Here is a 23,170-nt window from a genome sequence, read left to right on the forward strand (position 1 = left end):
GATGTGGCAGCTCGACGAGCCGGCCATGGCGCAGGCCGGTGCGGCGTTGGCAGGCGTGTTGCAAGCAGGCGATGTGGTGATGCTGTCGGGGCCGCTCGGCGCCGGCAAGACGACGCTTGTACGGGGCGTGCTCGCAGCGCTTGGCCATGAAGGCGAAGTGCCCTCGCCGACCTTTGCCATCGTCCAACCCTATGACGCGATCCGCCTGCCGATCGCCCATGCCGACCTGTACCGGATCGAGGATCCGGCAGAGCTGGAGGAACTGGGGCTCGACGACCAACTGCTCGATGGCGCGTTGCTGGTCGAATGGCCCGAGCGCGCGGGTGAGGCGGCCTGGCCACATGCGCTTCGGCTCAGCCTGCAACCGCTTCCCGATGGCCGACGCGCCTTGACTTGGGACGTGCCGAAGTCATGGGAAGGCCGATGGCCACCGCCGCAAAACCCCACATGATTCCGCCCGCCTCCTGCAATCGCTTCCTGGCCGAAGCCGGCTGGGAGGGCGCCCGGGTCGAGCCGCTGGCTGGCGACGCCAGCTTTCGCCGCTATTTCAGGGTCCTCCATCCGGACCATGGCGCCGCCGTGCTGATGGATGCGCCGCCCCCGCACGAGGATCCCCGGCCGTTCATAGCGGTTGCCGAATGGCTGGTCGGCCACGGCTTCAGCGCGCCCGACATCCTGGCCCGCGACCTCAACCAGGGGTTGCTGCTGCTGGCCGACTTCGGTGACGTCCGCCTGCGCGAAACGCTGGACGAGGCGCCGGACGAGGAACTGCGACTGTACGGCGCCGCCACTGACCTGCTGGCCGACCTCCACCGGCACCCGCCGATGCCGGGCCTGCCGCCGCACGGCCTCGCCGAATGGCTGGCCGAGCTCGAGCTGTTTCCGGACTGGTATGCGCCGGCGGTCGGTATCGAGGTCGATCGCCCCTCCTACCTCGCCGCTTGGCGCGAGGTGCTGGCGCCGGTGGCCGACGACGGGCTTGGGCCGGTCACCGTGCTGCGCGACTTCCATGCCGAGAATATCATGCTGGTCAGTGGCCGCGAGGGGCATGCTCACCTCGGCCTGCTTGACTTCCAGGACGCGCTGGCCGGACACCCGGCCTACGACCTCGCTTCCATCCTCGAGGATGCGCGGCGAGACGTGTCGCCGTCGGTCGAAGGGGCGATGCTCGACCGCTATGCCGCATCGAGCGAGAAGGGCGAGACCTTCCGCCGCGCTTACTGGGCGCTGGCAGCGCAGCGCAACACCCGCATCCTCGGGGTGTTCTGCCGGTTGTGGAAGCGCGACGGAAAGCCCGGCTACCGCCGCTTCCAGCCGCGGATGTGGGGACTGCTCGAGCGGGACCTCGCCGCCCCGCACCTGGCGCCGGTGCGCGAATGGTTCGACCGCAACGTCCCGCCCGAGGCACGGGCCGCCGCCTGGAGCGACGCCGAATGACCGCCACCATCCACCGCACCCTGCGCATCCGCCCGGACATCAGCGCCACCGTCCCGCGCTGCGCGATGGTCATGGCGGCGGGTCTGGGCAAGCGGATGCGACCGCTGACCGCGACCCGGCCCAAGCCGCTGGTCGAGGTCGCCGGCAAGGCGCTGCTCGATCACGTCCTCGATCGCCTCCGTGCGTCCGGGGTCGAGCGGGTGGTGGTCAACGTCCACTATCTGGCCGACAATCTCGAGGCGCACCTCAAGGCGCGGTGCAAGGACCTCGAGGTCGCGATCAGCGACGAACGCGAGCAATTGCTCGAGACCGGCGGCGGGCTGGTCCGGGCGCGGCCGCTGATCGATTGCGATCCGTTCCTCGCAGTCAACAGCGACAATTTCTGGGTCGACGGGCCGAGCGACACGCTGAAGCTGCTGGCCAGCCACTGGGACAGCGAGCGAATGGACGCGCTGCTGCTGTTGGTGCCCCAGGCGCGGGCCGGCAATCATGGCGGCAGCGGCGATTTCCACATGGATTCCGCCGGTCGCCTACGCCGCCGCGCGCCGGGCCGGGTCGCGCCATTCGTCTACACCGGCATCCAGATCATGGCCCAGCGCCTGCTCGACGGAGCGCCCGAGGGGCCGTTTTCCACCAACATCCTGTGGGACCGGGCGATCGAGGAAGGCCGCTGCTTCGGGGTCGTCCACCAGGGACTGTGGTTCGACGTCGGAACGCCCGGCGCCATTTCGGCAACCGAGGAAGCGCTTGCCCGCGAGTGAGCCGCGGCCCGGCCCAAGCCTTTGGTCGATACCCGCCGAAGCCAGCTTCGCCGACGCCCTCGCGCTTGAATTGATCCGCCGCCACGGGGGCGATCCGCTGGCGTTGGCGCGCGGCAGGGTGCTGCTTCCCAATGCCCGGGCGGTGCGCACCGTGACCGAGGCATTCGTCCGGGCGAGCGGGGCCGGCCTGTTGTTGCCGCGACTGATCCCGATCGGCGACCCGTCGCTCGACGAGCGTATCGGCGGCGCGTTCGAGACGCTGGAAGGGCCGAGCGTCGCGCCCGCGGTCGACCCGCTGACCCGCCAGGCAGAGCTTGCCGCCATGCTGCAGGCCGGGCGAAGCCTCGGCACGGCAGAGGCGTGGCGGCTGTCCGGCGATCTTGCCCGCACGCTCGACCAGTTGCTGGTGGAGGGCATCACCCCCGCCGATCTGCTCGCCAGGCTCGACGAAGGGGGAGAGTTGGCGATCCACCAGAAGCGCGCGCTGGAGACGTTGTCGGTGGTGCTGACGCGCTGGCCCGAACGGCAGCGGAGGGCCGGGCGTATCGACCTGGTCGAGCGCCGCAATCTGCTGCTGCGCGCGACGGCGCGGCGCTGGCAGGCGATTCCGCCGCCCGGCTTCACCGTCGCGGCGGGCATCACCACTTCCGCGCCTGCGGTAGCCGAACTCCTCCGCGTCGTTGCGCACATGCCGGACGGAAGCGTGGTGCTGCCGGCGCTTACCGACGACGCCTTGCTTGACGAGGAGCAATGGGAGGCGCTGGGGGGCGAAGAGCCGGAGGATGGCCGGCCCGAACCGACCCACCCGCAATATCACCTGAAGCTGCTGCTCCGCCGGATGCGGGTCGATCGTGCGAGCGTGCGATCGTGGCCCTCGGCAAGTGCCGCGCCCGACGGCCCCCAGCGCAGCCGGGCGGCTGCCCATGCACTGACCGCGGCGTCGTTCAGCCAAGGGTGGAGCAGGCTTGCTCCGGGGGAACGCTCGCTCGGATCGGTGCGGCTCGCGATCCTGCCCGACCCGGCGTCCGAGGCGCAGGCGATCGCGCTGGCGCTGCGGGAAGCGCTGGAAACCGAGGGGCGGACGGCCGCGCTGGTCACGCCCGATCGCCAGCTCGCGCGGCGGGTCGGGGCGCACCTTCGCCGGTGGGGGATCGAGGCCGACGACAGTGCGGGCACCCCGCTGTCGCTGCTGGCGCCCGGAAGCCTGCTGCTGGCACTCGCGGCGGCGGCGGCCGACCGGCTGGCGCCGGTGCCGCTGCTGGCGCTGCTCGGCCATCCCCTGGTGCGGGCTGGCGAAGGCCGGCGTGAGTGGCTCGACGACGTCCGCGCGCTCGACCTCGCGCTGCGCGGACCGCGGCCGTTGCCGGGGCTCGACGGGTTGCAGCGGCTGGTCGAGCAGAAAATCGAGGACAAGCGCAGCGCTGCGAGAACACTACCGGAAGTCTGGCAGCGGCTCGAGCCGGTGGTGGCAAGGATCGAGCCGTTACTGGACGGTGCGCTGACCCTTGCCGGGCTCGCTGCAGGGTTGCGCCACGGCGTGGAGATGCTGGCGGGCGAGGGGGCATGGAGCGGGCCGGCCGGGCGTGCCGCGGCCGACCTGCTGGCCGCGCTCGAAGCCTCACCAGCGACCGCCGCGCTGCCCATTACCACCAATGACGCGGTGCCGCTGCTGCGCTCCCTCCTCGACGGGGTGGCGATCCGCCCACCTTATGGCCAGCATCCGCGGGTGCGCATCCTCGGCCTGATCGAGGCGCGGCTTATCAAGACCGACCTGATGATCCTGGCCGGCCTCAATGAGGGAAGCTGGCCCGCTCCGCCCAGCCCCGACCCGTGGCTCCCGGTGACGGTGCGGCGGCAGTTGAAACTGCCGGGACCTGAAATCCGCATCGGGCTGTCCGCCCACGACTTCGCCGGCCTGCTGTGCGCGGAGGAGGTGCTGCTGACCCGCGCCCGGCGCGACGGGCGGTCGCCGACGGTCAGTTCGCGGCTGCTGCTGCGGCTCGAGGCCCTCACCGGCGGGCTGCCGCGCGACGACCGGCTGGAGGCGCTGGCGGTGGCGCTCGACGATCCCGAGCGCGAGCAGCCGGCGCTCCGCCCGCGTCCGTCACCGCCCCGGGCCGAGCGGCCCAAGCGGATCCGGGTCACCGACCTCGACCGCCTCAAGGCCGATCCTTTCTCCTTCTACGCCAAGACGATGCTTGGCCTCCGCCCGCTCGACGATCTGGGCGCGGAGCAGGATGCGGCGTGGAAGGGGACCATCGTCCACGCCCTGTTCGAACAATGGTTCGAGGAGGACCAGTGTGCACCGGCCCGGCTGCTTCCGCGGGCACGCGCATTGCTCGCCGGGAACGACATCCACCCGCTGATGCGCGCTCTGTGGGGGCCGCGCCTGATGGAAGCGATCGGCACATTGGCCGTAGAAGAAGCCGAGAAGCAGGCCAAGGGCCGCCGTCCGATCGGCGCCGAAGTCGAGGGCAAGGCCGAGGTGGCGGGGGTGCAGCTGATCGGGCGGGCCGACCGGATCGACCGGTTGCCGGGTAACGGGCTGCTCGCCATTCTCGACTTCAAGACCGGCAAGCCGCCGGCGAACAATCAGGTCGAGGCGGGCTTCGCGCTGCAGCTGGGGCTGCTCGGGCTGATCGCGGAGAAGGGTGGCTTCGGTGATCTGATGGCCCGGCCCGCCTTGTTCGAATATTGGTCGCTCGCCAAACAGGACCGCAGCGACCGGCGCGGGTTTGTCGAGGAGATCGGCCCGGCCGACCTTATCTTGGAGGAAGCGCGGCGCCACTTTAGCGAGGCGGCGGCGCGGTGGCTGACCGGCGACGAGCCGTTCCACGCCAAGCTCCAGCCGCGCTTCGCCCGCTATGGAGACTATGACCAATTGATGCGGCTGGAGGAATGGCTGGGGCGGAGCTAGCCCGCCCCGCCGGCAATTACTTCTTCTTGGCTTTGCCCGAGCGGGCATAGAGCAGCGCGGCGACCAGCGCGGCGGAGCCGACACCCACCGCGATCCCCGCTTTGAAATTGCGGTTCTCGCCGTCCTTGCCGTCGCCGCCCGGCTTGTTGCTTTCGTCCGCCACGTGTTGCTCCTCCTAGGGGGTGTTCGCGCGCCTCATAAACGCATGGCGTGGCCGAGCGGAAGCGTTATGACGGCGGGCAATGTCGCGTCCCACCGCCCTGAAGCCGCTCGACACCGACCAGGCCGCGGCGGCCGACCCGTTCATCCACGCTTCGTTGTCGGCCAGCGCCGGCACCGGCAAGACCCAGGTGCTGACCGCGCGGGTGCTCCGCCTGCTGCTCGAGAATGCCTCGCCCGAGTCGATCCTATGCCTGACCTTCACCAAGGCCGCGGCGGCCGAAATGGCGGAGCGGGTCGGCGGTCGGCTTGCCTATTGGATCGGGCTCGACGACGCCGCCCTCGGCGCCGAGCTACAGGCGCTCGGCGTCACCCCGTCGGAGGCGATGCGGGCCCGGGCGCGGCAATTGTTCGCGACCGTGCTCGACTGCCCCGGCGGCCTGCGGATCCAGACCATACACAGTTTCTGCCAGACCCTGCTCGCCGCCTTTCCGGCTGAAGCGGGCATCACGCCCGGTTTTCGTCCGATCGAAGGGCGTGAAGAGGAAGCGCTGGTCGAGCGGACGCTGGCGACGCTGGCCGAACAGTCGGATGCCGGCGACCGCGCCTTCCTCGCCGATCTTGAGACCCTCGCCTCGCGCCTCGGCGAAGGTGACGTGCGTAGCTACCTCCGGCGCTGCGCCGGATCGGTGGAGGGTATGGCCCGGTTTGACCGGCTGGAGGAGATCGAGGGCGTCCTGCGGCGGATGATGGGCCTACCCGAAGGCGACATCGAAGCGCATGTGGTGGAGAGCTGCGACGACGGGCGCTTCGATTGCGCGCTGGTCGAGCGGATCGCGCATGCGTTCCGGCAATGGGGCACCGAGAAGACGGGCATTCCCGGAGCCGATCTCCTCGACACCTTCCTCGCGGCGTCGGCGAAGGAGCGCTGCGAGCTGCTGCCGAGGGTCCTGCGCCTAGTCTTCACGGCGGACGGCCAACCCCGCAAGGATATCAAGGGCGTCTACAAGCATCTCGGCGACGACAATTCGGAGTGCATCGCCCTGGGCGAACAGGTCGCTCAGTTGCTCTTCCTCAAGCAGGCCGACCGGCTGGCGCCGCTGCTCGCCGCCGGCTTGCGCGCAGGCAAGCGCTTCGCCGATGCCTATGCGGCAGCCAAGCGCGCCGAGGGGGTAGCGGATTTCGACGACCTGATCCGCTGGTCGCGCAACCTCCTCGCTCAGGAGGGGATCGCCGACTGGATCCGGTTCAAGCTCGACCGCCGCACCGATCACCTGCTGGTCGACGAAGCGCAGGATACCAACGAAAGCCAGTGGGCGATCGTCAAGGCGCTGACCGAGGAATATTGGAGCGGGCAGGGGGCCGGGCCCGACCATCGTACACTGTTCATGGTCGGTGACTTCAAGCAGGCGATCTACGGCTTCCAGGGCACCGACCCGGCCGAGTTCGAAAAGGCCCGTAGCTACTTCCGCGATGCCGCTCTTGGCGGGGCTTTGCCCTTTCGGATGCTGTCGATCAGCCGCAGCTTCCGCTCGGCGCAGGCGGTGCTCGACGTCGTCGACATGGTCCTGGCGACCCTGTCCCACGACCGGATCGGGCTGCCCGAGCCGGCACCGCCGCACCTCAGCTTCCACTCGGGGCGCGCCGGGGAGGTCGAGGTCTGGCCGCCGTTCGAGCATGTCGATCCCGATGCGGGCGACGACGGGGAGGAGAAGTGGGAGGACGAGGCCCGCCGCCGCTATGCCAGCCAGCTCGCCGACTGGATCAAGGCCGAGATCGATCGCGCGCCCATACTGGCTTCGACCGGGCGCCCTCTCGGACCCGGCGACATCCTCGTCCTTGTTCGCAGCCGCGCCAACCTCGCTCCGTTGCTGGTCGCGAGGCTGTTCGAGCGCAAGGTCCGCACCGCCGGCCTCGACCGTCTGGTCCTGTCCGAACCGCTGGCGGTCCAGGACCTGCTGGCCGCCGTCCGCTTTGCGGTGCAGCCGCTCGACGACCTCAACCTCGCGAATCTGCTCGTTTCGCCGTTGATTGGCTGGAGCCAGGAACAGCTTTACGATCTCGCCGGGCGCGAGCGGCGGCGGCGCCTGTGGGAAGAACTTGGCCATCGCGCCGACGAGCGGCCCGACTTCCGTGCTGCCCGCGACGCGCTTGGCGACCTCCTCGGGATCGCCGGCTTCACCGGGCCGCACGTGTTCCTTGAGACGATCTTGTCGGGACCGATGGACGGCCGCCGCAAGCTGCTGACCCGGCTCGGACGGCAGGCGCGCGATCCAATCAACGAGCTGGTCGCTGCCGCCATTCAGTTCGAGGGCGGGGAGCCTGTCACGCTTCAACAGTTCCTCGGCTGGCTGTCGCACGGCGAGCTGGAAGTGAAGCGCGATCCCGAAGGCCGCGGCGATGCCGTCAGGATCATGACGGTGCACGGAGCTAAGGGCCTCGAAGCGCCGCTGGTGATCCTTGCCGACGCGACTGCCAACCCTGACGAATTGGGCGGCAACAGCCCGATCCTCGATATCCCGGGCGAACGCGGGCGCTTCCCCATCATCCGCCCCCGCAAGGACGAACTCGTCCCGCCTTTCGACGCGGTGCAGGCGGGCGAAAAGGAGCGCGACCGCAAGGAGCATTTCCGCTTGCTCTACGTCGCGTTGACCCGGGCCGGGGAGCGGCTGGTCGTCGCCGGGCTCAAGCCTGCCAAGAAGCGCATTTCAGCCGATAGCTGGCACAGCGTGGTGTCCGAAGCGATGGTCGGGCAGGGGATCGCACCTGACGCCAGCGGCATCCTGCGCCATGCGTCGGGCGAGGGTGCGGTGAGTTCAGCCGAGCAAGCGCCGCCCGCCGCCGAAAGGATTTCCGTCCCGGCCTGGGCCCGACTGGCGGCCCCGGCCGAAGCGCGGCCGCCTCGCCCACTCGCGCCGTCGCAGGCGACGGCGGACACCGACAGCCGCCCGCCGCCGACCCCCGAGCTGGCCGCGGCCGCCGAGCGTGGGCGCCTGCTTCACGCCTTGTTCGAACGCCTGCCCGCCACCGCGCCCGAGGAGCGCCGTCGCGGTGCGCTGGAGTGGTTGAAGCAGGCGGGCGGGATGCTGGACATGGCGGAGCGTGCACGGCTGGTCGATGCGGCACTGGCGATCATCGAAGCACCCGAACATGCCGAGCTGTTCTCCGCCGCCGCGCTGGCCGAGGCGCCGGTCGCCGCCACGCTGGCGGACGGAACGGTGGTCGCCGGGACGGTGGATCGCCTGCTGGTCACCGACACGGTCGTGCGAGTGGTCGACTTCAAGACCGGCCGGCAGGTTCCGCGATCCGAGAGCGCCATCCCCGCCGGGCACCTTCGGCAGATGCGTGCATACGGCCAGGCATTGCAGGTGATCTTCCCCCGTCACCGTATCGATCTGGCACTTCTCTATACCGAGGCGCCGCGGATGCTTGCGGTCCAGCTTGAGGAGTTGGCGGCCGTTACCCATATGGGCTGAAACCCGAATCAGGAGCTTTTCCCGACATGACCCAGACCATCACCGACCAGAGCTTTGCCACCGACGTCCTTGGCGCCGACAAGCCCGTGCTGGTGGATTTCTGGGCGGAATGGTGCGGTCCGTGCAAGATGATCGCCCCCGCCTTGGAAGAGCTCAGCCAGACGATGGGCGACAAGGTCACCATCGCCAAGCTCAACATTGACGAAAATCCGGACACGCCAGGCAAGTATGGCGTGCGCGGCATCCCGACCATGCTCCTGTTCAAGAATGGCGAGCCGGTCGCGCAGAAGGTCGGCGCCCTGCCCAAGAGCCAGCTGGCGGCGTGGCTGGAAGGCGTCCTCTAGTCCCTTTGCGGTGCGGGGCGGTGCGCCCTGTCTAATTGACTAGGGCGCACCCCGAACCTACATCGCCCGGCACTCGAAAACGCTCGTGCGCGGGCGCGTCTGCCCTTGCCCTGCGCCCTTAAGGAAGTCTCATGCTGCAATCGTTCGCCAAGTCGCTCTTCGGCTCGAGCAACGACCGTTATATCGCCAAGCTGCGGCGGATCGTCGACGCGATCAACGCGCACGAGCCGAGCATCTCAGCGCTGACCGACGAGGAGCTGGCCAACCAGACGGTGATCTTCCGCCAGCGGCTGGAGAATGGGACCAAGCTCGACGACCTGCTGCCCGAAGCCTTTGCGACGGTGCGCGAGGCGGCCAAGCGGACCCTCGGCCAGCGGCACTATGACGTGCAGATGATCGGCGGCATCGCGCTGCACCGCGGCGAGATCGCCGAAATGCGCACCGGCGAGGGCAAGACGCTGGTCGCGACGCTGGCTACCTATCTCAACGCGCTGCCGGGCAAGGGCGTCCACGTCGTCACGGTCAACGACTACCTCGCTCGCCGCGATGCCGAGTGGATGGGTCAGGTCCACAATTTCCTCGGCCTGACGGTCGGCGTGATCGTCCCCAACCTCGGCGAGGAAGAGCGTCGCGCGGCCTACGAGGCCGACATCACCTACGCGACCAACAACGAGCTCGGCTTCGACTATCTTCGCGACAACATGAAATACAGCCGCGACCAGATGGTCCAGCGGCCGTTCGCCCATGCCATCGTCGACGAGGTGGACTCGATCCTGATCGACGAAGCCCGCACCCCGCTGATCATCTCGGGTCCGACCGATGACAAGAGCGACCTGTATATCAAGGTCGACGCGCTGGTGAAGCAGCTGGGCGAGGGCGATTATGAGAAGGACGAAAAGCAGCGCAGCGTCGTCCTGACTGAGGAGGGCACCGAAAAGGCCGAGCGCCTGCTCGAAGAAGCCGGCCTTATCGAAGGCGCCAACCTTTACGACATCGCCAACACGCAGGTGGTGCACCACCTCAATCAGGCGCTGAAGGCGAACACCATGTTCCGCCGCGACATCGATTACATCGTCAAGGACGGCAAGGTCATCATCATCGATGAGTTCACCGGCCGGATGATGGACGGACGGCGCTGGTCGGACGGGCTCCACCAGGCGGTCGAGGCCAAGGAAGGCGTGCAGATCGAGCCGGAGAACCAGACGCTCGCCTCCATCACCTTCCAGAACTATTTTCGCATGTACCCCAAGCTGTCGGGCATGACCGGCACTGCGCTGACCGAGGCGCCCGAATTCTACGACATCTACCGCATGAACGTCGTCACTATCCCGACCCACAAGGCCGTCAGCAGGGTCGACGAGGAGGACGAATTCTACAAGAATATTAACGACAAGTTCGCCGCCATTGCCAAGTCGTTGAAGGAAAAGCAGGAGCTTGGCCAGCCGGTACTGGTCGGCACCGTGTCGATCGAAAAGTCCGAACTCCTAAGCGAATATCTGCACAAGGAAGGCGTCGAGCACGCCGTGCTGAACGCCCGCTTCCACGAAAGCGAAGCGCATATCGTCGCCCAGGCCGGCCGCCTCGGGAAGGTGACCATCGCCACCAACATGGCCGGCCGCGGCACCGACATCCAGCTTGGCGGCAACGTCGAGTTCCGGTTCGAGGACGAGCTCAGGGACATGCCGGCCGGTCCGGAGCGCGATGCCGCCGAAGCGAAGATCCGCGAAGAAGTGCAGGCCGAGCGTGAGAAGGTGCGCGAGGTCGGCGGTTTGTTCGTGCTGGGCACCGAGCGGCACGAGAGCCGCCGCATCGACAACCAGCTGCGCGGCCGTTCGGGGCGCCAGGGCGATCCGGGCCTCAGCCGCTTCTACCTCAGCCTCGACGACGACCTGCTGCGCATCTTCGGCCAGCAGACCACCTTCGCCCGGCTGATGGAGAAGAACCTTGAAGATGGCGAGGCGATCGTCTCGCCGTGGATCTCCAAGGCGATCGAGACCGCCCAGAAGAAGGTCGAGGCCCGCAACTACGACATCCGCAAGCAGGTCGTCGAATTCGACGACGTGATGAACGACCAGCGCAAGGTGATCTACGAGCAGCGCGCCGAGATCATGGATGCGGCCCACGTGTCCGACGTGGTGACCGACATGCGCGCCGACACGGTCGCAGCGCTGGTCAACGCCCATTGCCCGCCGGGCACTTATCCCGAACAGTGGGACCTCGACGGCCTCAAGGAAAGCCTGGACGCCGTGCTCGGCCTCCAGCCGCCGATCGAGGAATGGTTCAAGGAAGACGGCGTCGACCAAGAGCTGATGATCGAGCGCATCGGCGGCCAGGCCGACGAGGTGATGATCGCCAAGACCAGCGAGGTCGAGCCCGAGCGCTGGCAGGAGGTCGAGAAGACCGTCCTCATCCAGACCCTCGACCATCACTGGAAGGAGCATCTGGCGACGCTCGACGCGCTGCGCCAGGTCATCCACCTCCGGTCCTACGCGCAGAAGAAACCGATCGACGAATATAAGTCGGAGGCCTTCCTGCTGTTCGAACGGCTGTTGGTCGCGATCCGCGAGGACGTCACCAAGACCTTGATGCGCGCGCAGATCGCGATGGAGCCGCCGCCGCTGCCCGAGCTGCCGGCGTTCCTGACGCAGCATCTCGACCCGCTATCGGGGCTGGACGACACCGCCGATCTCGACGCCGCCGCACGTGGGCTGGTCGGTGGCTTTGGCCCGGGTACGAACATCCCGCAGCCCGACCTCCCGGAAGGCGCGCTGGCCGAGCCGATCAGCCGCAATGCCCCGTGCCCGTGCGGCTCGGGCAAGAAGTTCAAGCACTGCCACGGGCAGCTGGCCTGAGGATTTGAGATGAACATCGCCGTACCGGTCCGCGATGCCCTTCTCGACCGCGCGGCCGTGCGCCGCGATACCCGCCGCGACGAGGAACAGGTCGTGGCCGAGCGGCTGGAGCAGGCGCGGCTATCGCCCTCCGCTGCGCGCGAGGCCGATGCGATTGCGCGTAATCTCGTCGGCCACGTGCGCGGCGCCAAGCCGGCTGGGCTGGACGCCTTCCTTCATGCTTATGACTTGGGCTCGGACGAGGGCGTGGCGCTGATGTGCCTGGCCGAGGCCCTGCTGCGCATTCCCGACGCGCACACTGCCGATGAGCTGATCCGCGACAAATTGTCTGGCCCGGACTGGTCCGAGAAGTTGGGCGACAGCCCGTCGCCGTTCGTCAATGCCGCGACCTTCTCGCTGCTGCTGACCGGCAAGGTGCTCGATGTCGGCTACGACAAGCGCGGCACCTGGAGCGCGGCGCTGGGCCGCGCGGTCGGGCGGCTCGGCGAACCGGTGATCCGCACCGCGGTCGGCCAGGCGATGAAGATCCTCGGCGGCCAGTTCGTGTTCGGCCGCACCATCGACGAAGCATTGGAACGCGCCGCGCCCGAGCGGAAGAGGGGTCTCAGCCACAGTTTCGACATGCTGGGCGAAGCGGCGCGCACCCTGGCCGACGCCGATCGCTACGCCGAAGCTTATCGCGGCGCGATCGCCCGTATCGCGCGCGAGGCGGGGGAGGGCGTGGTCCGCTCGCCCGGCATTTCGGTCAAGCTGTCGGCGCTTCACCCGCGCTATGAACCGCTCCACGCCGACGAGGCCAAGGCCTACATCCTGCCAGTCCTGCGCGACCTTGCCGCCACTGCCAGCGCCGCCAATGTCCATCTCACCATCGATGCGGAGGAGTCCGACCGGCTCGAACTGCAAATGGACTGTCTCGAGGCGCTGGTCGCTGACGATGCGCTGTTCGCGAACGGCTGGACCGGCCTCGGCATGGCGCTTCAGGCCTATGCCAAGCGCGCGCGGCCGGTCGCGGAATTGGTGGTCGAGCTGGCCCGCAGCCACCGTCGCAAGCTGATGGTCCGGCTGGTTAAGGGCGCTTACTGGGATAGCGAGATCAAGGTCGCGCAGGTCGGCGGCTATGACGACTATCCGGTATTCACCCGCAAAGTCGCAACCGACGTCTCCTATCTCGCCTGCGCTCACGTCTTGCTCGGTGCGCCCGACTGCATCTATCCCGCCTTCGCCACCCACAACGCGACTACCATCGGCGCAATCAAAGCGCTGGCCGGCGCCACGCCGTTCGAGTTCCAGCGCCTGCATGGTATGGGCGAAGAGCTGTTCGAGGGACTGGCCAAGCTGGAGCGGGAGCTCGGGGCGCCGAAGACGCCGGTGCGAATCTACGCGCCGGTCGGCAGCCACAAGGAGCTGCTCGCCTATCTCGTCCGCCGACTGCTCGAGAACGGCGCCAATTCCTCGTTCGTCAATCGCATTGCCGACGCCGAAATCGGGGTCGACGAACTGATTTGCGATCCGGTGGTACAGCTCGCTTCGCTGTCGCCGCGTCGCAATCCTGCGATCGCCTTGCCCGGCGAGATGTTCGGCTCCGCGCGCCGCAACAGCGCCGGATGCGACCTTACCGATATCGCTGTGCGCGAGCCGCTGTTGCGGCGTCTGGCCGAGCTTGAGCGCCGAACCTGGTCGGCCGGGCAGGGGGGCGGCACCCGCAGCCAGATCCGCGCGCCTTTCGACCATGGTCACGTCGTGGGTGAGGTGACCGAGACCACCGCCGCCGAGATCGACGCCATGCTGGCTCGCGCTTCCGCGGCGCAGGGCGAGTGGGACGCATTGGGCGGGGAGGCACGCGCGCGCCTGCTCGACCGCGCTGCCGACCTGTTCGAGGAGCATCGCGAGGAATTCTATTCGCTGTGCATTCGCGAGGCCGGCAAGGCGCTGCCCGACGCCGTGCTGGAGGTCCGCGAGGCGGTGGACTTCCTGCGCTATTACGCCGCCGAAGCGCGCCGTCTGGCTCAACCGGTGCGGCTGCCCGGGCCAACCGGGGAGCTGAACGAGCTTCGGCACCACGGTCGCGGGGTGTGGACCTGCATCAGCCCTTGGAATTTCCCGCTCGCCATCTTCACCGGCCCGGTCGCCGCCGCGCTCGCCGCCGGCAATGCCGCGATCGCCAAGCCGGCCGAGCAGACCCCGCTGATCGGCGCGCTTGCGATCCGGCTGATGCACGAGGCCGGCATTCCCGCCGATGTCGTCCACCTCGCGCTCGGCGACGGCAAGGTTGGCGCGGCGCTGGTCGCGCATCGGCTGACGTCAGGCGTCGCCTTCACCGGCTCCACCGCCGTTGCCCGGGCGATCAACCGCAGCCTAGCCGAACGCAATGGGCCGATCATCCCGCTGATCGCAGAGACCGGCGGGCAGAATGCGATGATCGTCGACAGCTCGGCGCTGCCCGAGCAGGTCACGCGTGACGTCGTCGCTTCGGCCTTCCAGTCGGCCGGCCAGCGTTGCTCGGCGCTGCGGGTGCTGTTCGTGCAGGACGATGTCGCCGACACCATGCTGACGATGATCCGCGGCGCGATGGAAGCGCTGTCGATCGGTGACCCGCGGTTGCCGACCACCGATGTAGGCCCGGTAATCGACGCCGACGCCAAGGCCTCGCTCGATGCGCACATCGCCGAGCTGCGTGCCGCCGGCCAGATCGTCGTCGAGCTTCCGCTGCCCGCCAGCAACGGCAGCTTCGTCGCGCCGGTGATCGCCGAGCTGCCGAGCCTTGCCAGCCTAAAGGACGAGCATTTCGGCCCGATCCTTCACGTCATCCGCTGGAAATCGGGCGAGCTCGACAAGGTCATCGACCAGATCAACGCCACTGGCTTTGGCCTGACCCTGGGCCTGCAAAGCCGGATCGACACGGTGGCCGAGCACGTCGCCAAACGGGCTTGCGTCGGCAACCTCTACATCAATCGCAACCAGATCGGCGCGGTGGTCGAAAGCCAGCCGTTCGGAGGCGAGGGACTGAGCGGTACCGGACCAAAGGCCGGCGGGCCGCACTATGTCGCACGCTTCGCGACCGAGCGGGTGACCTGCATCGACACCACCGCGGCGGGCGGCAACGCGACGCTGATGGCGGCGATCGATTGAGCGCAGTCCATTGGACATTCAAGTAAATCGACTTATATACCGATCGATATGGTAAGTCTCATGCCTCGGGTCTGCAAAGGCCGGCCGCGCGAGTTCGACGTCGACGACGCTTTGGCGGCGGCGCTGCGCGTGTTCTGGAGCAAGGGCTATGAAGGCGCTTCGCTGACCGATCTCACCGAGGCGATGGGGATCACACGTCCCAGCCTGTATGCCGCGTTCGGCAACAAGGAAGCGCTGTTCCGCAAGGCGCTCGACCTCTACGAGCAGGAGAAGCTTGCTTACGTGGGCGAAGCGCTCGCAGCGCCGACCTCGCGCCAGGTTGCCGAGCGGATGCTGACCGGTGCGCTCGAGATGCAGACCAGCGAATGCGAACCGCGCGGCTGCATGCGGGTCATCAGCACGATGAACTGCGGCGCCGAGGCCGAGTCGGTCCGTGCGGACCTCATTGCCCGGCGGGCTTCCTCGCAGACGGCGCTGATGGAAATCGGGCGAGCTCGACAAGGTCATCGACCAGATCAACGCCACTGGCTTTGGCCTGACCCTGGGCCTGCAAAGCCGGATCGACACGGTGGCCGAGCACGTCGCCAAACGGGCTTGCGTCGGCAACCTCTACATCAATCGCAACCAGATCGGCGCGGTGGTCGAAAGCCAGCCGTTCGGAGGCGAGGGACTGAGCGGTACCGGACCAAAGGCCGGCGGGCCGCACTATGTCGCACGCTTCGCGACCGAGCGGGTGACCTGCATCGACACCACCGCGGCGGGCGGCAACGCGACGCTGATGGCGGCGATCGATTGAGCGCAGTCCATTGGACATTCAAGTAAATCGACTTATATACCGATCGATATGGTAAGTCTCATGCCTCGGGTCTGCAAAGGCCGGCCGCGCGAGTTCGACGTCGACGACGCTTTGGCGGCGGCGCTGCGCGTGTTCTGGAGCAAGGGCTATGAAGGCGCTTCGCTGACCGATCTCACCGAGGCGATGGGGATCACACGTCCCAGCCTGTATGCCGCGTTCGGCAACAAGGAAGCGCTGTTCCGCAAGGCGCTCGACCTCTACGAGCAGGAGAAGCTTGCTTACGTGGGCGAAGCGCTCGCAGCGCCGACCTCGCGCCAGGTTGCCGAGCGGATGCTGACCGGTGCGCTCGAGATGCAGACCAGCGAATGCGAACCGCGCGGCTGCATGCGGGTCATCAGCACGATGAACTGCGGCGCCGAGGCCGAGTCGGTCCGTGCGGACCTCATTGCCCGGCGGGCTTCCTCGCAGACGGCGCTGATCGAGCGCATGCAGCGCGCCAAGGACGAAGGCGACCTGCCACCGCATACCGATGTCGAGGGGATCACCAATTACCTCCTCGCCATCCTGCAGGGCATGTCGGTCCAGGCCGGCAGCGGCGCAAGCAAGGCGCAGCTTCAGGAACTGGTCCGCACCAGCCTTGCGATGTGGCCCGGAAAATAGCTGAAAAAGTTTTCTACCGGGCGGTATGAAACTCTTGACCTGAGCTGAACCTGTTTATATACCAGTCAGTATAGAAAAGAGGGAAGCTCGAGTGGCACTCCACACCAAACCGGTCTTCGATACGCGCTAGGCGCGGTCGCCGACCACTCCAGATTATCGCAGCTTGGTTGCAGGCCGACGCGCGTCATGCGTCGCAGCCACGGTCGCTGCTCATCCGCAATTTCCAGCCGACCGTGAAGCCCGTGCTTTCCGGATCGACGAGCCGCGTCTTCGAAAGGAACGACCCATGGCCTCTCTTCCCATCACTCCGTGGCCGACCGAACAGGCCGAGATCGTTCCGCTGCCCCGCCCCAGGCTCGTCGCTGTCGAAACTGCGGCCCAGCCAGCTGTAGCGGCGGCCCGCCTGTCCGTACTTGAATGGTCGATAGTCGCACTGGCCGAACGCGACAGCATTGCCAGCCTGCGCGAGCCCGGCCGCATCGCCGCCGCGCTGGAAAGCCTGTTCGGTCTCCACCGCCCCAACAAGCTCGCCAACCCGCGGCTGGAGGTTCTGCGCCGGCTGGCCGTGTTCGTCTGGCGGCAGGGCTGGAAGGTGCCGAAGAGCGAACTTCAGGCCTTCCTCGCCGAGGGCTTCACCCTCGATCATTACGAACTGGTCCAAGCCAGCATCGCCGCGAGCCGCAACCCCGCCCTCAAGCGTGGATCCATCCGATGAATGCCCCGGTGAACCCAGCCATGAATGACACTGCAACCCCCGTTCCGCCGCCCGCCGGCCTGTCTCGCCTGACCCGAGGCCAGAAGGTGGCGCTCGGCCTTGTCCCCGTCGCGCTGGTCGCCGGCATTGCCTTCGGGCGCCCCGGTTCAGGGGCGGTCGAAGCCGCGCCGCCCCCCGCAGTGGTGACCGCCGCCGCCCCGCTCGTCCGGCAGGTCGAGGAATGGGACGAATATTCGGGCCGGTTCGAAGCCAGCCGCTCGGTCGAGGTGCGTCCGCGCGTGTCGGGCGCGATCGTCGGGGTGCACTTCCAAGATGGCGCCGTGGTCCGCCAGGGCCAATTGCTGTTCACCATCGATCCGCGCCCGTTCGCCGCCTCCTTGGCCGAGGCGCAGGCCGCCGTCGGCGGCGCGCGCAGCGAGCTCAACCTCGCCCAGGCCGACCTGTCGCGGGCACTTCGCCTGCTCGACGTCGATGCCGTCGCGCGCAGCGACGTCGATCGGCTTCGTGCCCGTGTCCAGGCCGCGCAGGCCTCGCTGGCTGCGGCCGATGCGCGGGTTCGCTCGCGCCAGCTCGACGTCGGCTTCACCCAGGTCCGGGCGCCGATCAGCGGGCGCATCTCGGACCGGCGGATCGATGCCGGCAACCTCGTGTCCGGCGGTCCCGCCGGGGGCGAGGCGACCTTGCTGACCACCATCAATTCGCTCGATCCGATGTACTTCACCTTTGACGCGTCCGAAGCCCTGTTCCTCAAGGCACGGCGGGCGCAGGAAGATGGCAAGGCGCCGAGCGAGGTCCAGGTCCGCCTGCAGGATGAGACCGACTATCGCTGGCGAGGGCGGCTCGATTTCACCGACAATGGGCTCGATACCCGTTCGGGCACGATCCGCTTGCGGGCGGTGGTGCAGAACGGGCGTCAGTTCCTGACCCCCGGCATGTTCGGCAACCTGCGACTGTCGTCTGGTGGCACGACGGCGGCGCTGCTGGTTCCGGATTCAGCGGTCCAGACCGACCAGGCCCGCAAGGTCGTGACGGTCGTCGGCCGCGACGGGAGCCTGGCGCCCAAGCCAGTGGTGACCGGTCCGCTGATCGATGGTCTGCGGGTGATCCGCTCCGGACTCGACCCCCGCGACCGGGTGGTGATCAGCGGGGCGCAGCTCGCCATGCCCGGCATGAAGGTTCAGGTTCGGCCCGGCGCGATCAAGGCGCAGGCGCCCGCGGCGCAAGCGCCCCGGGCGGCACCCGTCTCCGGCACCGCTACCTTCGCGACCCGCTAAGATACCCCTTATCCCAACCGCCCGGCCTCGCGCCGGGCGGGGAGAACAGCCATGCGCTTGAGCCGCTTCTTTATCACCCGCCCGATCTTCGCGGCGGTTATCGCGGTGCTGATCACCGTCATGGGTGGCATCGCCTACCTCGGCCTGCCGGTGTCGCAATATCCCGAAATCGTGCCGCCCACGGTGACGGTCAACGCCAGCTATCCCGGCGCCTCGGCCGAGACCGTGTCGAACACCGTCGCCGCGCCGATCGAGCAGGAGATCAACGGCGTCGACAACATGCTCTACATGTCGTCGCAGTCGACCGGGGACGGGCGCCTGACCATCACCGTGACCTTCAAGCAGGGGACCGACCTCAACGCCGCGCAGGTGCTGGTGCAGAACCGCGTCGCGGTCGCCACGCCGCGCCTGCCGCAGGAAGTGCAGCGCCTCGGCGTCATCACCCGCAAGACCTCGCCCGACTTCCTGATGGTGGTGAACCTCGTCTCGCCCGATCGCTCGCTCGATCGCGGCTACATGTCCAATTACGCACTGACCCAGGTCCGCGACCGCCTGTCGCGGCTCGACGGGGTGGGCGACGTGCAGCTGTTCGGCGCCCGCGATTATGCGATGCGGGTGTGGATCGATCCCAATCGCGCCGCCGCGCTCAACCTCACCGCCGGCGAAATCGTCGCCGCGCTGCGCGCCCAGAACGTCCAGGTCGCCGCCGGCACGCTCGGCCAGCCGCCTTATGCCACCGGCGGCGCCTATCAGCTCAACGTCGAGGCGCAGGGCCGGCTAACCGATCCGCAGCAGTTCGCCAACGTCATCATCCGCAGCGATGCCGACGGCCGCCAGGTCCGCGTCTCCGATGTCGCGCGGGTCGAGCTTGGCGCCGCCGACTATGCATCCAACACCTACCTGTCGGGCGAACCCACCGTGCTGCTGGGCGTGTTCCAGCGCCCCGGCTCCAACGCGCTGGCCGCCGCCGAGCTAGTCAAGAAGGAGATGGAGGACGCCTCCAAGTCCTTCCCCAAGGGCCTGGAATATAAGGTCATCTACAACCCGACCGAGTTCATCGCCCAGTCGATCGATGAGGTCGGCAAGACCCTTCTCGAAGCCATCCTGCTGGTCGTCCTCGTGATCATCGTCTTCCTCCAGCGCTGGCGCGCGGCGGTGATCCCGGTGGTCGCCATTCCGGTGTCGCTGATCGGCACCTTCGCGGTGCTGCAGATGGTCGGCTATTCGCTCAACAACCTGTCGCTGTTCGGGCTGGTGCTGGCGATCGGCATCGTGGTCGACGACGCCATCGTGGTGGTCGAGAATGTCGAGCGCAATCTCGCCAAGGGAATGTCGGCGCTCGACGCCGCGCGCACTTCGATGGACGAAGTGGCCGGGGCGCTGGTCGCGATCGTGCTGGTGCTGTGTGCGGTGTTCCTGCCGACGCTGTTTCTCAATGGCCTGTCGGGCGCCTTCTACCACCAGTTCGCGGTTACCATCTCGGCCGCGACGCTGATCTCGCTGCTGTTGTCGCTGACCCTGTCGCCGGCGATGGCCGCACTGCTGCTGAAGCCGCACGGGCATGAACCGCCGAAGAACCGCCTGGCGGCAATGGCCGAGCGGGCAGGCGATGCTTTCAATCGCTGGTTCGAGCGGTTCAGCGAGTCCTACTCGCGCCTGACCCGCCGGCTTGTCGCCGCGCCCAGGCGGATGATGGCCGCCTATGCGGTGCTGATCGGCCTGACCGTCGGTCTGTTCTCGATCACTCCGACCGGCTTCATCCCGGCGCAGGACCAAGGCTACTTTCTGACGGTGGTGCAGTTGCCGCCTGGATCGTCGCTCGAGCGGACCGACGAGGTGCTGCGCAAGGTTGCCGATCGTATCCTGCCGATCAAGGGCGTCGAAGGCGCGGTCATGCTGGCCGGGTTCGACGGCGCCTCGCAGACTCAGGCGCCGAACGCCGCCGCCGCCTACGTGCCTCTCAAATCCTTCGAGGAACGCAAGAAGCTCGGCGTCGACCTCGCGGGCATCATGGCCGAGGCGCAGAAGAAGACGGCGGACATCAACGAAGCGCGGCTGCTGATCATCCCGCCGCCGCTGATCCAGGGCATCGGCTCGGCCGGCGGCTACCGGATGATGGTGCAGGACACCGGCGGGCACAGCTTCGCCGAACTGTCCGGGCTGTCGTGGGGGATCATCGGCAAGGCCAACCAGACCCCTGGCCTGAAGCAGGTCTACACCCTGTTCGACATCTCGACCCCGCGGGTATTCGCCGACGTCGATCGGGCCAAGGCCGACATGCTGGGCGTGCCCCCGGAACGGATCTTCGAAGCGCTCCAGGTCTATCTCGGCTCGGCCTTCGTCAACGACTTCAACCTGCTCGGGCGGACCTACCGCGTGACCGCGCAGGCCGAAGCCGACGCCCGCGCCAGCGAGTCCGACATCGCCAACCTGCGCGCCCGCTCCAATTCGGGCGCGATGGTGCCGATCGGCTCGGTCACGACATTCCAGGACAAGACCGGACCCTATCGCGTGTCGCGCTACAATGGCTTCCCGGCGGTCGAGATCGATGGCGACACCGCCCCGGGCTATTCCTCGGGCCAGTCGCTCGCGGCGATGGAGGAGATCGCCTCGGCGCAGCTGCCCGCGGGCTTCCGCACCGAATGGACCGGCATCGCCTATCAGGAGAAGGCTGCGGGAAGCACCGCCACGCTCGTCTTCGCGCTGGCCGTGCTGTTCGTCTTCCTGGTGCTGGCAGCGCAGTTCGAAAGCCTGGTGCTGCCGCTGTCGATCATCCTGATCGTACCCATGTGCCTGTTGGCGGCGATGGCGGGCGTCAACCTGCGCGGCATGGACAATAACGTCCTGACCCAGGTCGGCCTGGTGGTGTTGATCGCACTTGCGGCCAAGAACGCCATCCTGATCGTCGAATTCGCCCAGCAGGACGAAGCCTCCGGCATGTCGCCGGTCGAAGCCGCGGTGCGGGCAGCGCGCGATCGCCTGCGGCCGATCCTGATGACCAGCTTCGCCTTCATCCTCGGCTCGCTGCCGTTGTTGATCGCGGAAGGGGCAGGGGCGGAACTTCGCCAGGCGCTCGGCACCGCGGTGTTCTTCGGGATGATCGGCGTCACCGCCTTCGGCCTGATCTTCACCCCCACGTTCTACGTCGTCTGCCGCAGCCTTGCCGACGGTATCGCTCGGCTGCGCGCCCGCCGTGCGGCTCCGGACGCGCTTCCGGCACCGGCGGAATAAGGAGACTTCCCATGACCCCGCGACTTCTGCTGATCGCCGCCTCGGCCCTTGCCCTCGCCGCCTGCGCGAGCGGCCCGGACTATGCTGCCCGTCCGGTCTCTCCGACCGCCGCCGCGCCCTTCCTTGGCTCGGCCACCCCGTTGGTAACTGCCGCCCAGCCGGCGGGCGACTGGTGGCGCCTGTACCGCGACCCGGTACTCGACGGCTTGGTCACCGACGCCCTGGCCGCCAACACCGATGTCCGCGTCGCGGTCGGCCGGCTCGAACGCGCACGGGCCTTGGTGCGCCAGTCTCGCGCCGCACGTGAGCCGCAGGTCGGGGCAAGCGCCGGTGCTCAGGTCGGCCGCTCGCCCCAGGCGATCGCCGCCGGTCAGGATGGCACCGATCTCCAGCTCGATGCCGGCCTCAGCGTGGCCTATGAGGTCGACCTTGCCGGACGACTGCGCCGCTCGATCGAGGCCGCGCGGGGCGACGCCGCCGCCGCGGCGTTCGAGGCCGACGCAGTCCGCGTCTTGGTCGTGGCCGATACCACCCGCGCCTACGCCGACGCCGCCGCAGCTGCCGAGCGCATCGCCGTCGCGCAGCGCATCGTCACCTTGCTTGACCGTTCGCTTGCCCTGACCGAGCGCCGCCGCGTGGTCGGCCTGGCGACCGGTCTCGACACCGCCCGCATCGCCGGGCTGCGTGACCAGCGCCAGGCGGAAGTGCCGTTGCTGGAAGCCGAGCGCACCGCCGCTTTGCTGCGCCTCGCGACCCTCACCGGGCGCGCACCACGCGAACTGCCGTCAATCGCTGCAGCGCGCACCGACACGCTTGCACTCGACAGTCCCATCCCCGTCGGCGACGGCGCCGGCTTGCTCGCCCGCCGCCCTGACGTGCGCGCGGCGGAGCGGCGCCTCGCTGCTGCCACCGCTCGCATCGGGGTCGCCACCGCCGACCTCTACCCCAGCATCTCGCTCGGTGGCTCGATCGGTGGAAGCGGGACGAGCGTGTCGAACCTGTTCAACCCGGTCAGCTGGCTGGTCGGCCCGTTGCTCAACTGGACGGTCAATCGCTCGGCCACCCGCGCTCGCATCGCCGTGGCGGAGGCCGACAGCCAGGTCGCGCTGGCGCAGTTCGACGGCAGCATCCTCACCGCTCTGCAGGAAACCGAGACCGCGCTGTCCGCCTATCAGCGCGCCCAGCAGCGCCGAACCGCGCTGGCCTCTGCCCGGACTCAGGCCGAAGCGGTCGTCCGCCGTACCCGCGCCCTCCAGCGTGAAGGGCAGATAAGCTCGCTCGAACTGCTCGATGCCGAGCGCACCTTCGCCGACGCGGAAGCGACGCTGGCGGAAGGCGAGGCGCGGATCGTCAGCGCGCAGATCGACCTGTTTCGCGCACTCGGAGGCAATTGGCGGGGCTGAACGCCCGGGCCCCCTT

14 protein-coding genes and 2 pseudogenes are annotated in these 23,170 nt (G+C 68.2%); 15 read left to right on the top strand and 1 reads right to left on the bottom strand.

Features of this window, described 5'->3' with window-relative positions:
* Nucleotide 1 precedes the first annotated feature (1 nt).
* Genes tsaE through addB form a run of 4 tightly spaced genes read left to right on the top strand, consistent with a single transcriptional unit; the run spans nt 2 to nt 5,115 of the window.
* A complete protein-coding gene (tsaE, locus tag M1K48_RS02350; protein ID WP_249504284.1) occupies nt 2-451 on the top strand; it encodes a tRNA (adenosine(37)-N6)-threonylcarbamoyltransferase complex ATPase subunit type 1 TsaE in 450 nt (149 codons plus the stop codon).
* Complete coding sequence (locus M1K48_RS02355; protein ID WP_249505150.1) at nt 448-1,437, top strand: aminoglycoside phosphotransferase family protein; 990 nt, start codon at nt 448-450, stop codon at nt 1,435-1,437. The genes tsaE and M1K48_RS02355 overlap by 4 nt, the downstream gene beginning before the upstream one ends.
* Nucleotides 1,434-2,198: a nucleotidyltransferase family protein gene (locus M1K48_RS02360; RefSeq protein ID WP_249504285.1), complete on the top strand. Its 765-nt coding sequence runs from the start codon at nt 1,434-1,436 to the stop codon at nt 2,196-2,198. The genes M1K48_RS02355 and M1K48_RS02360 overlap by 4 nt, the downstream gene beginning before the upstream one ends.
* Nucleotides 2,185-5,115, top strand: a complete 2,931-nt coding sequence (gene addB, locus M1K48_RS02365; RefSeq protein ID WP_249504286.1) for a double-strand break repair protein AddB — start codon at nt 2,185-2,187, stop codon at nt 5,113-5,115. The genes M1K48_RS02360 and addB overlap by 14 nt, the downstream gene beginning before the upstream one ends.
* Nucleotides 5,116-5,131: 16 nt before the next feature.
* On the opposite strand, the gene M1K48_RS02370 is transcribed toward addB, so the two are convergent.
* Nucleotides 5,132-5,278: a hypothetical protein gene (locus M1K48_RS02370; protein WP_249504287.1), complete on the bottom strand. Its 147-nt coding sequence runs from the start codon at nt 5,276-5,278 to the stop codon at nt 5,132-5,134.
* A 79-nt stretch (nt 5,279-5,357) separates the two neighbouring features.
* Here M1K48_RS02370 and addA point away from each other — a divergent pair, with 79 nt between their 5' ends.
* From addA to M1K48_RS02425, 11 genes and pseudogenes are all read left to right on the top strand, one after another.
* Nucleotides 5,358-8,750 carry a double-strand break repair helicase AddA gene (addA, locus tag M1K48_RS02375; protein ID WP_249504288.1) on the top strand — a complete coding sequence of 1,131 codons (3,393 nt, stop codon included), beginning with the start codon at nt 5,358-5,360 and terminating at the stop codon, nt 8,748-8,750.
* A gap of 26 nt (nt 8,751-8,776) precedes the next feature.
* Nucleotides 8,777-9,094 carry a thioredoxin TrxA gene (gene trxA / locus M1K48_RS02380; protein ID WP_249504289.1) on the top strand — a complete coding sequence of 106 codons (318 nt, stop codon included), beginning with the start codon at nt 8,777-8,779 and terminating at the stop codon, nt 9,092-9,094.
* Nucleotides 9,095-9,225: 131 nt separating this feature from the next.
* Complete coding sequence (gene secA, locus M1K48_RS02385; protein ID WP_249504290.1) at nt 9,226-11,946, top strand: preprotein translocase subunit SecA; 2,721 nt, start codon at nt 9,226-9,228, stop codon at nt 11,944-11,946.
* Between the two features lie 9 nt (nt 11,947-11,955).
* Nucleotides 11,956-15,075 (top strand): bifunctional proline dehydrogenase/L-glutamate gamma-semialdehyde dehydrogenase PutA, encoded by a 3,120-nt coding sequence (gene putA / locus M1K48_RS02390; protein ID WP_249504291.1) that lies wholly within the window; start codon nt 11,956-11,958, stop codon nt 15,073-15,075.
* Between the two features lie 48 nt (nt 15,076-15,123).
* A pseudogene (locus M1K48_RS02395) lies at nt 15,124-15,558 on the top strand (TetR/AcrR family transcriptional regulator); the annotation flags it as partial.
* A pseudogene (locus M1K48_RS02400) lies at nt 15,554-15,871 on the top strand (aldehyde dehydrogenase family protein); the annotation flags it as partial. The pseudogenes M1K48_RS02395 and M1K48_RS02400, both read left to right, overlap by 5 nt.
* Before the next feature lie 60 nt (nt 15,872-15,931).
* On the top strand, nt 15,932-16,531 hold the full coding sequence (locus M1K48_RS02405; protein WP_249504292.1) for a TetR/AcrR family transcriptional regulator: 600 nt from the start codon (nt 15,932-15,934) through the stop codon (nt 16,529-16,531).
* A 286-nt stretch (nt 16,532-16,817) separates the two neighbouring features.
* Nucleotides 16,818-17,246, top strand: a complete 429-nt coding sequence (locus M1K48_RS02410) for a hypothetical protein (RefSeq protein ID WP_249504293.1) — start codon at nt 16,818-16,820, stop codon at nt 17,244-17,246.
* Entirely contained in the window at nt 17,243-18,520 is a 1,278-nt protein-coding gene (locus M1K48_RS02415) for an efflux RND transporter periplasmic adaptor subunit (protein WP_406697024.1), read from the top strand. Before M1K48_RS02410 ends, M1K48_RS02415 begins: the two co-directional genes overlap by 4 nt.
* 51 nt (nt 18,521-18,571) lie before the next feature.
* Entirely contained in the window at nt 18,572-21,751 is a 3,180-nt protein-coding gene (locus M1K48_RS02420; RefSeq protein ID WP_249504295.1) for an efflux RND transporter permease subunit, read from the top strand.
* A gap of 11 nt (nt 21,752-21,762) precedes the next feature.
* Nucleotides 21,763-23,154: an efflux transporter outer membrane subunit gene (locus M1K48_RS02425; protein ID WP_249504296.1), complete on the top strand. Its 1,392-nt coding sequence runs from the start codon at nt 21,763-21,765 to the stop codon at nt 23,152-23,154.
* The last annotated feature ends 16 nt before the right edge of the window (nt 23,155-23,170 follow it).

Origin of the sequence: Sphingomonas glaciei (assembly GCF_023380025.1) — a bacterium.
Classification (GTDB): domain Bacteria; phylum Pseudomonadota; class Alphaproteobacteria; order Sphingomonadales; family Sphingomonadaceae; genus Sphingomicrobium; species Sphingomicrobium glaciei.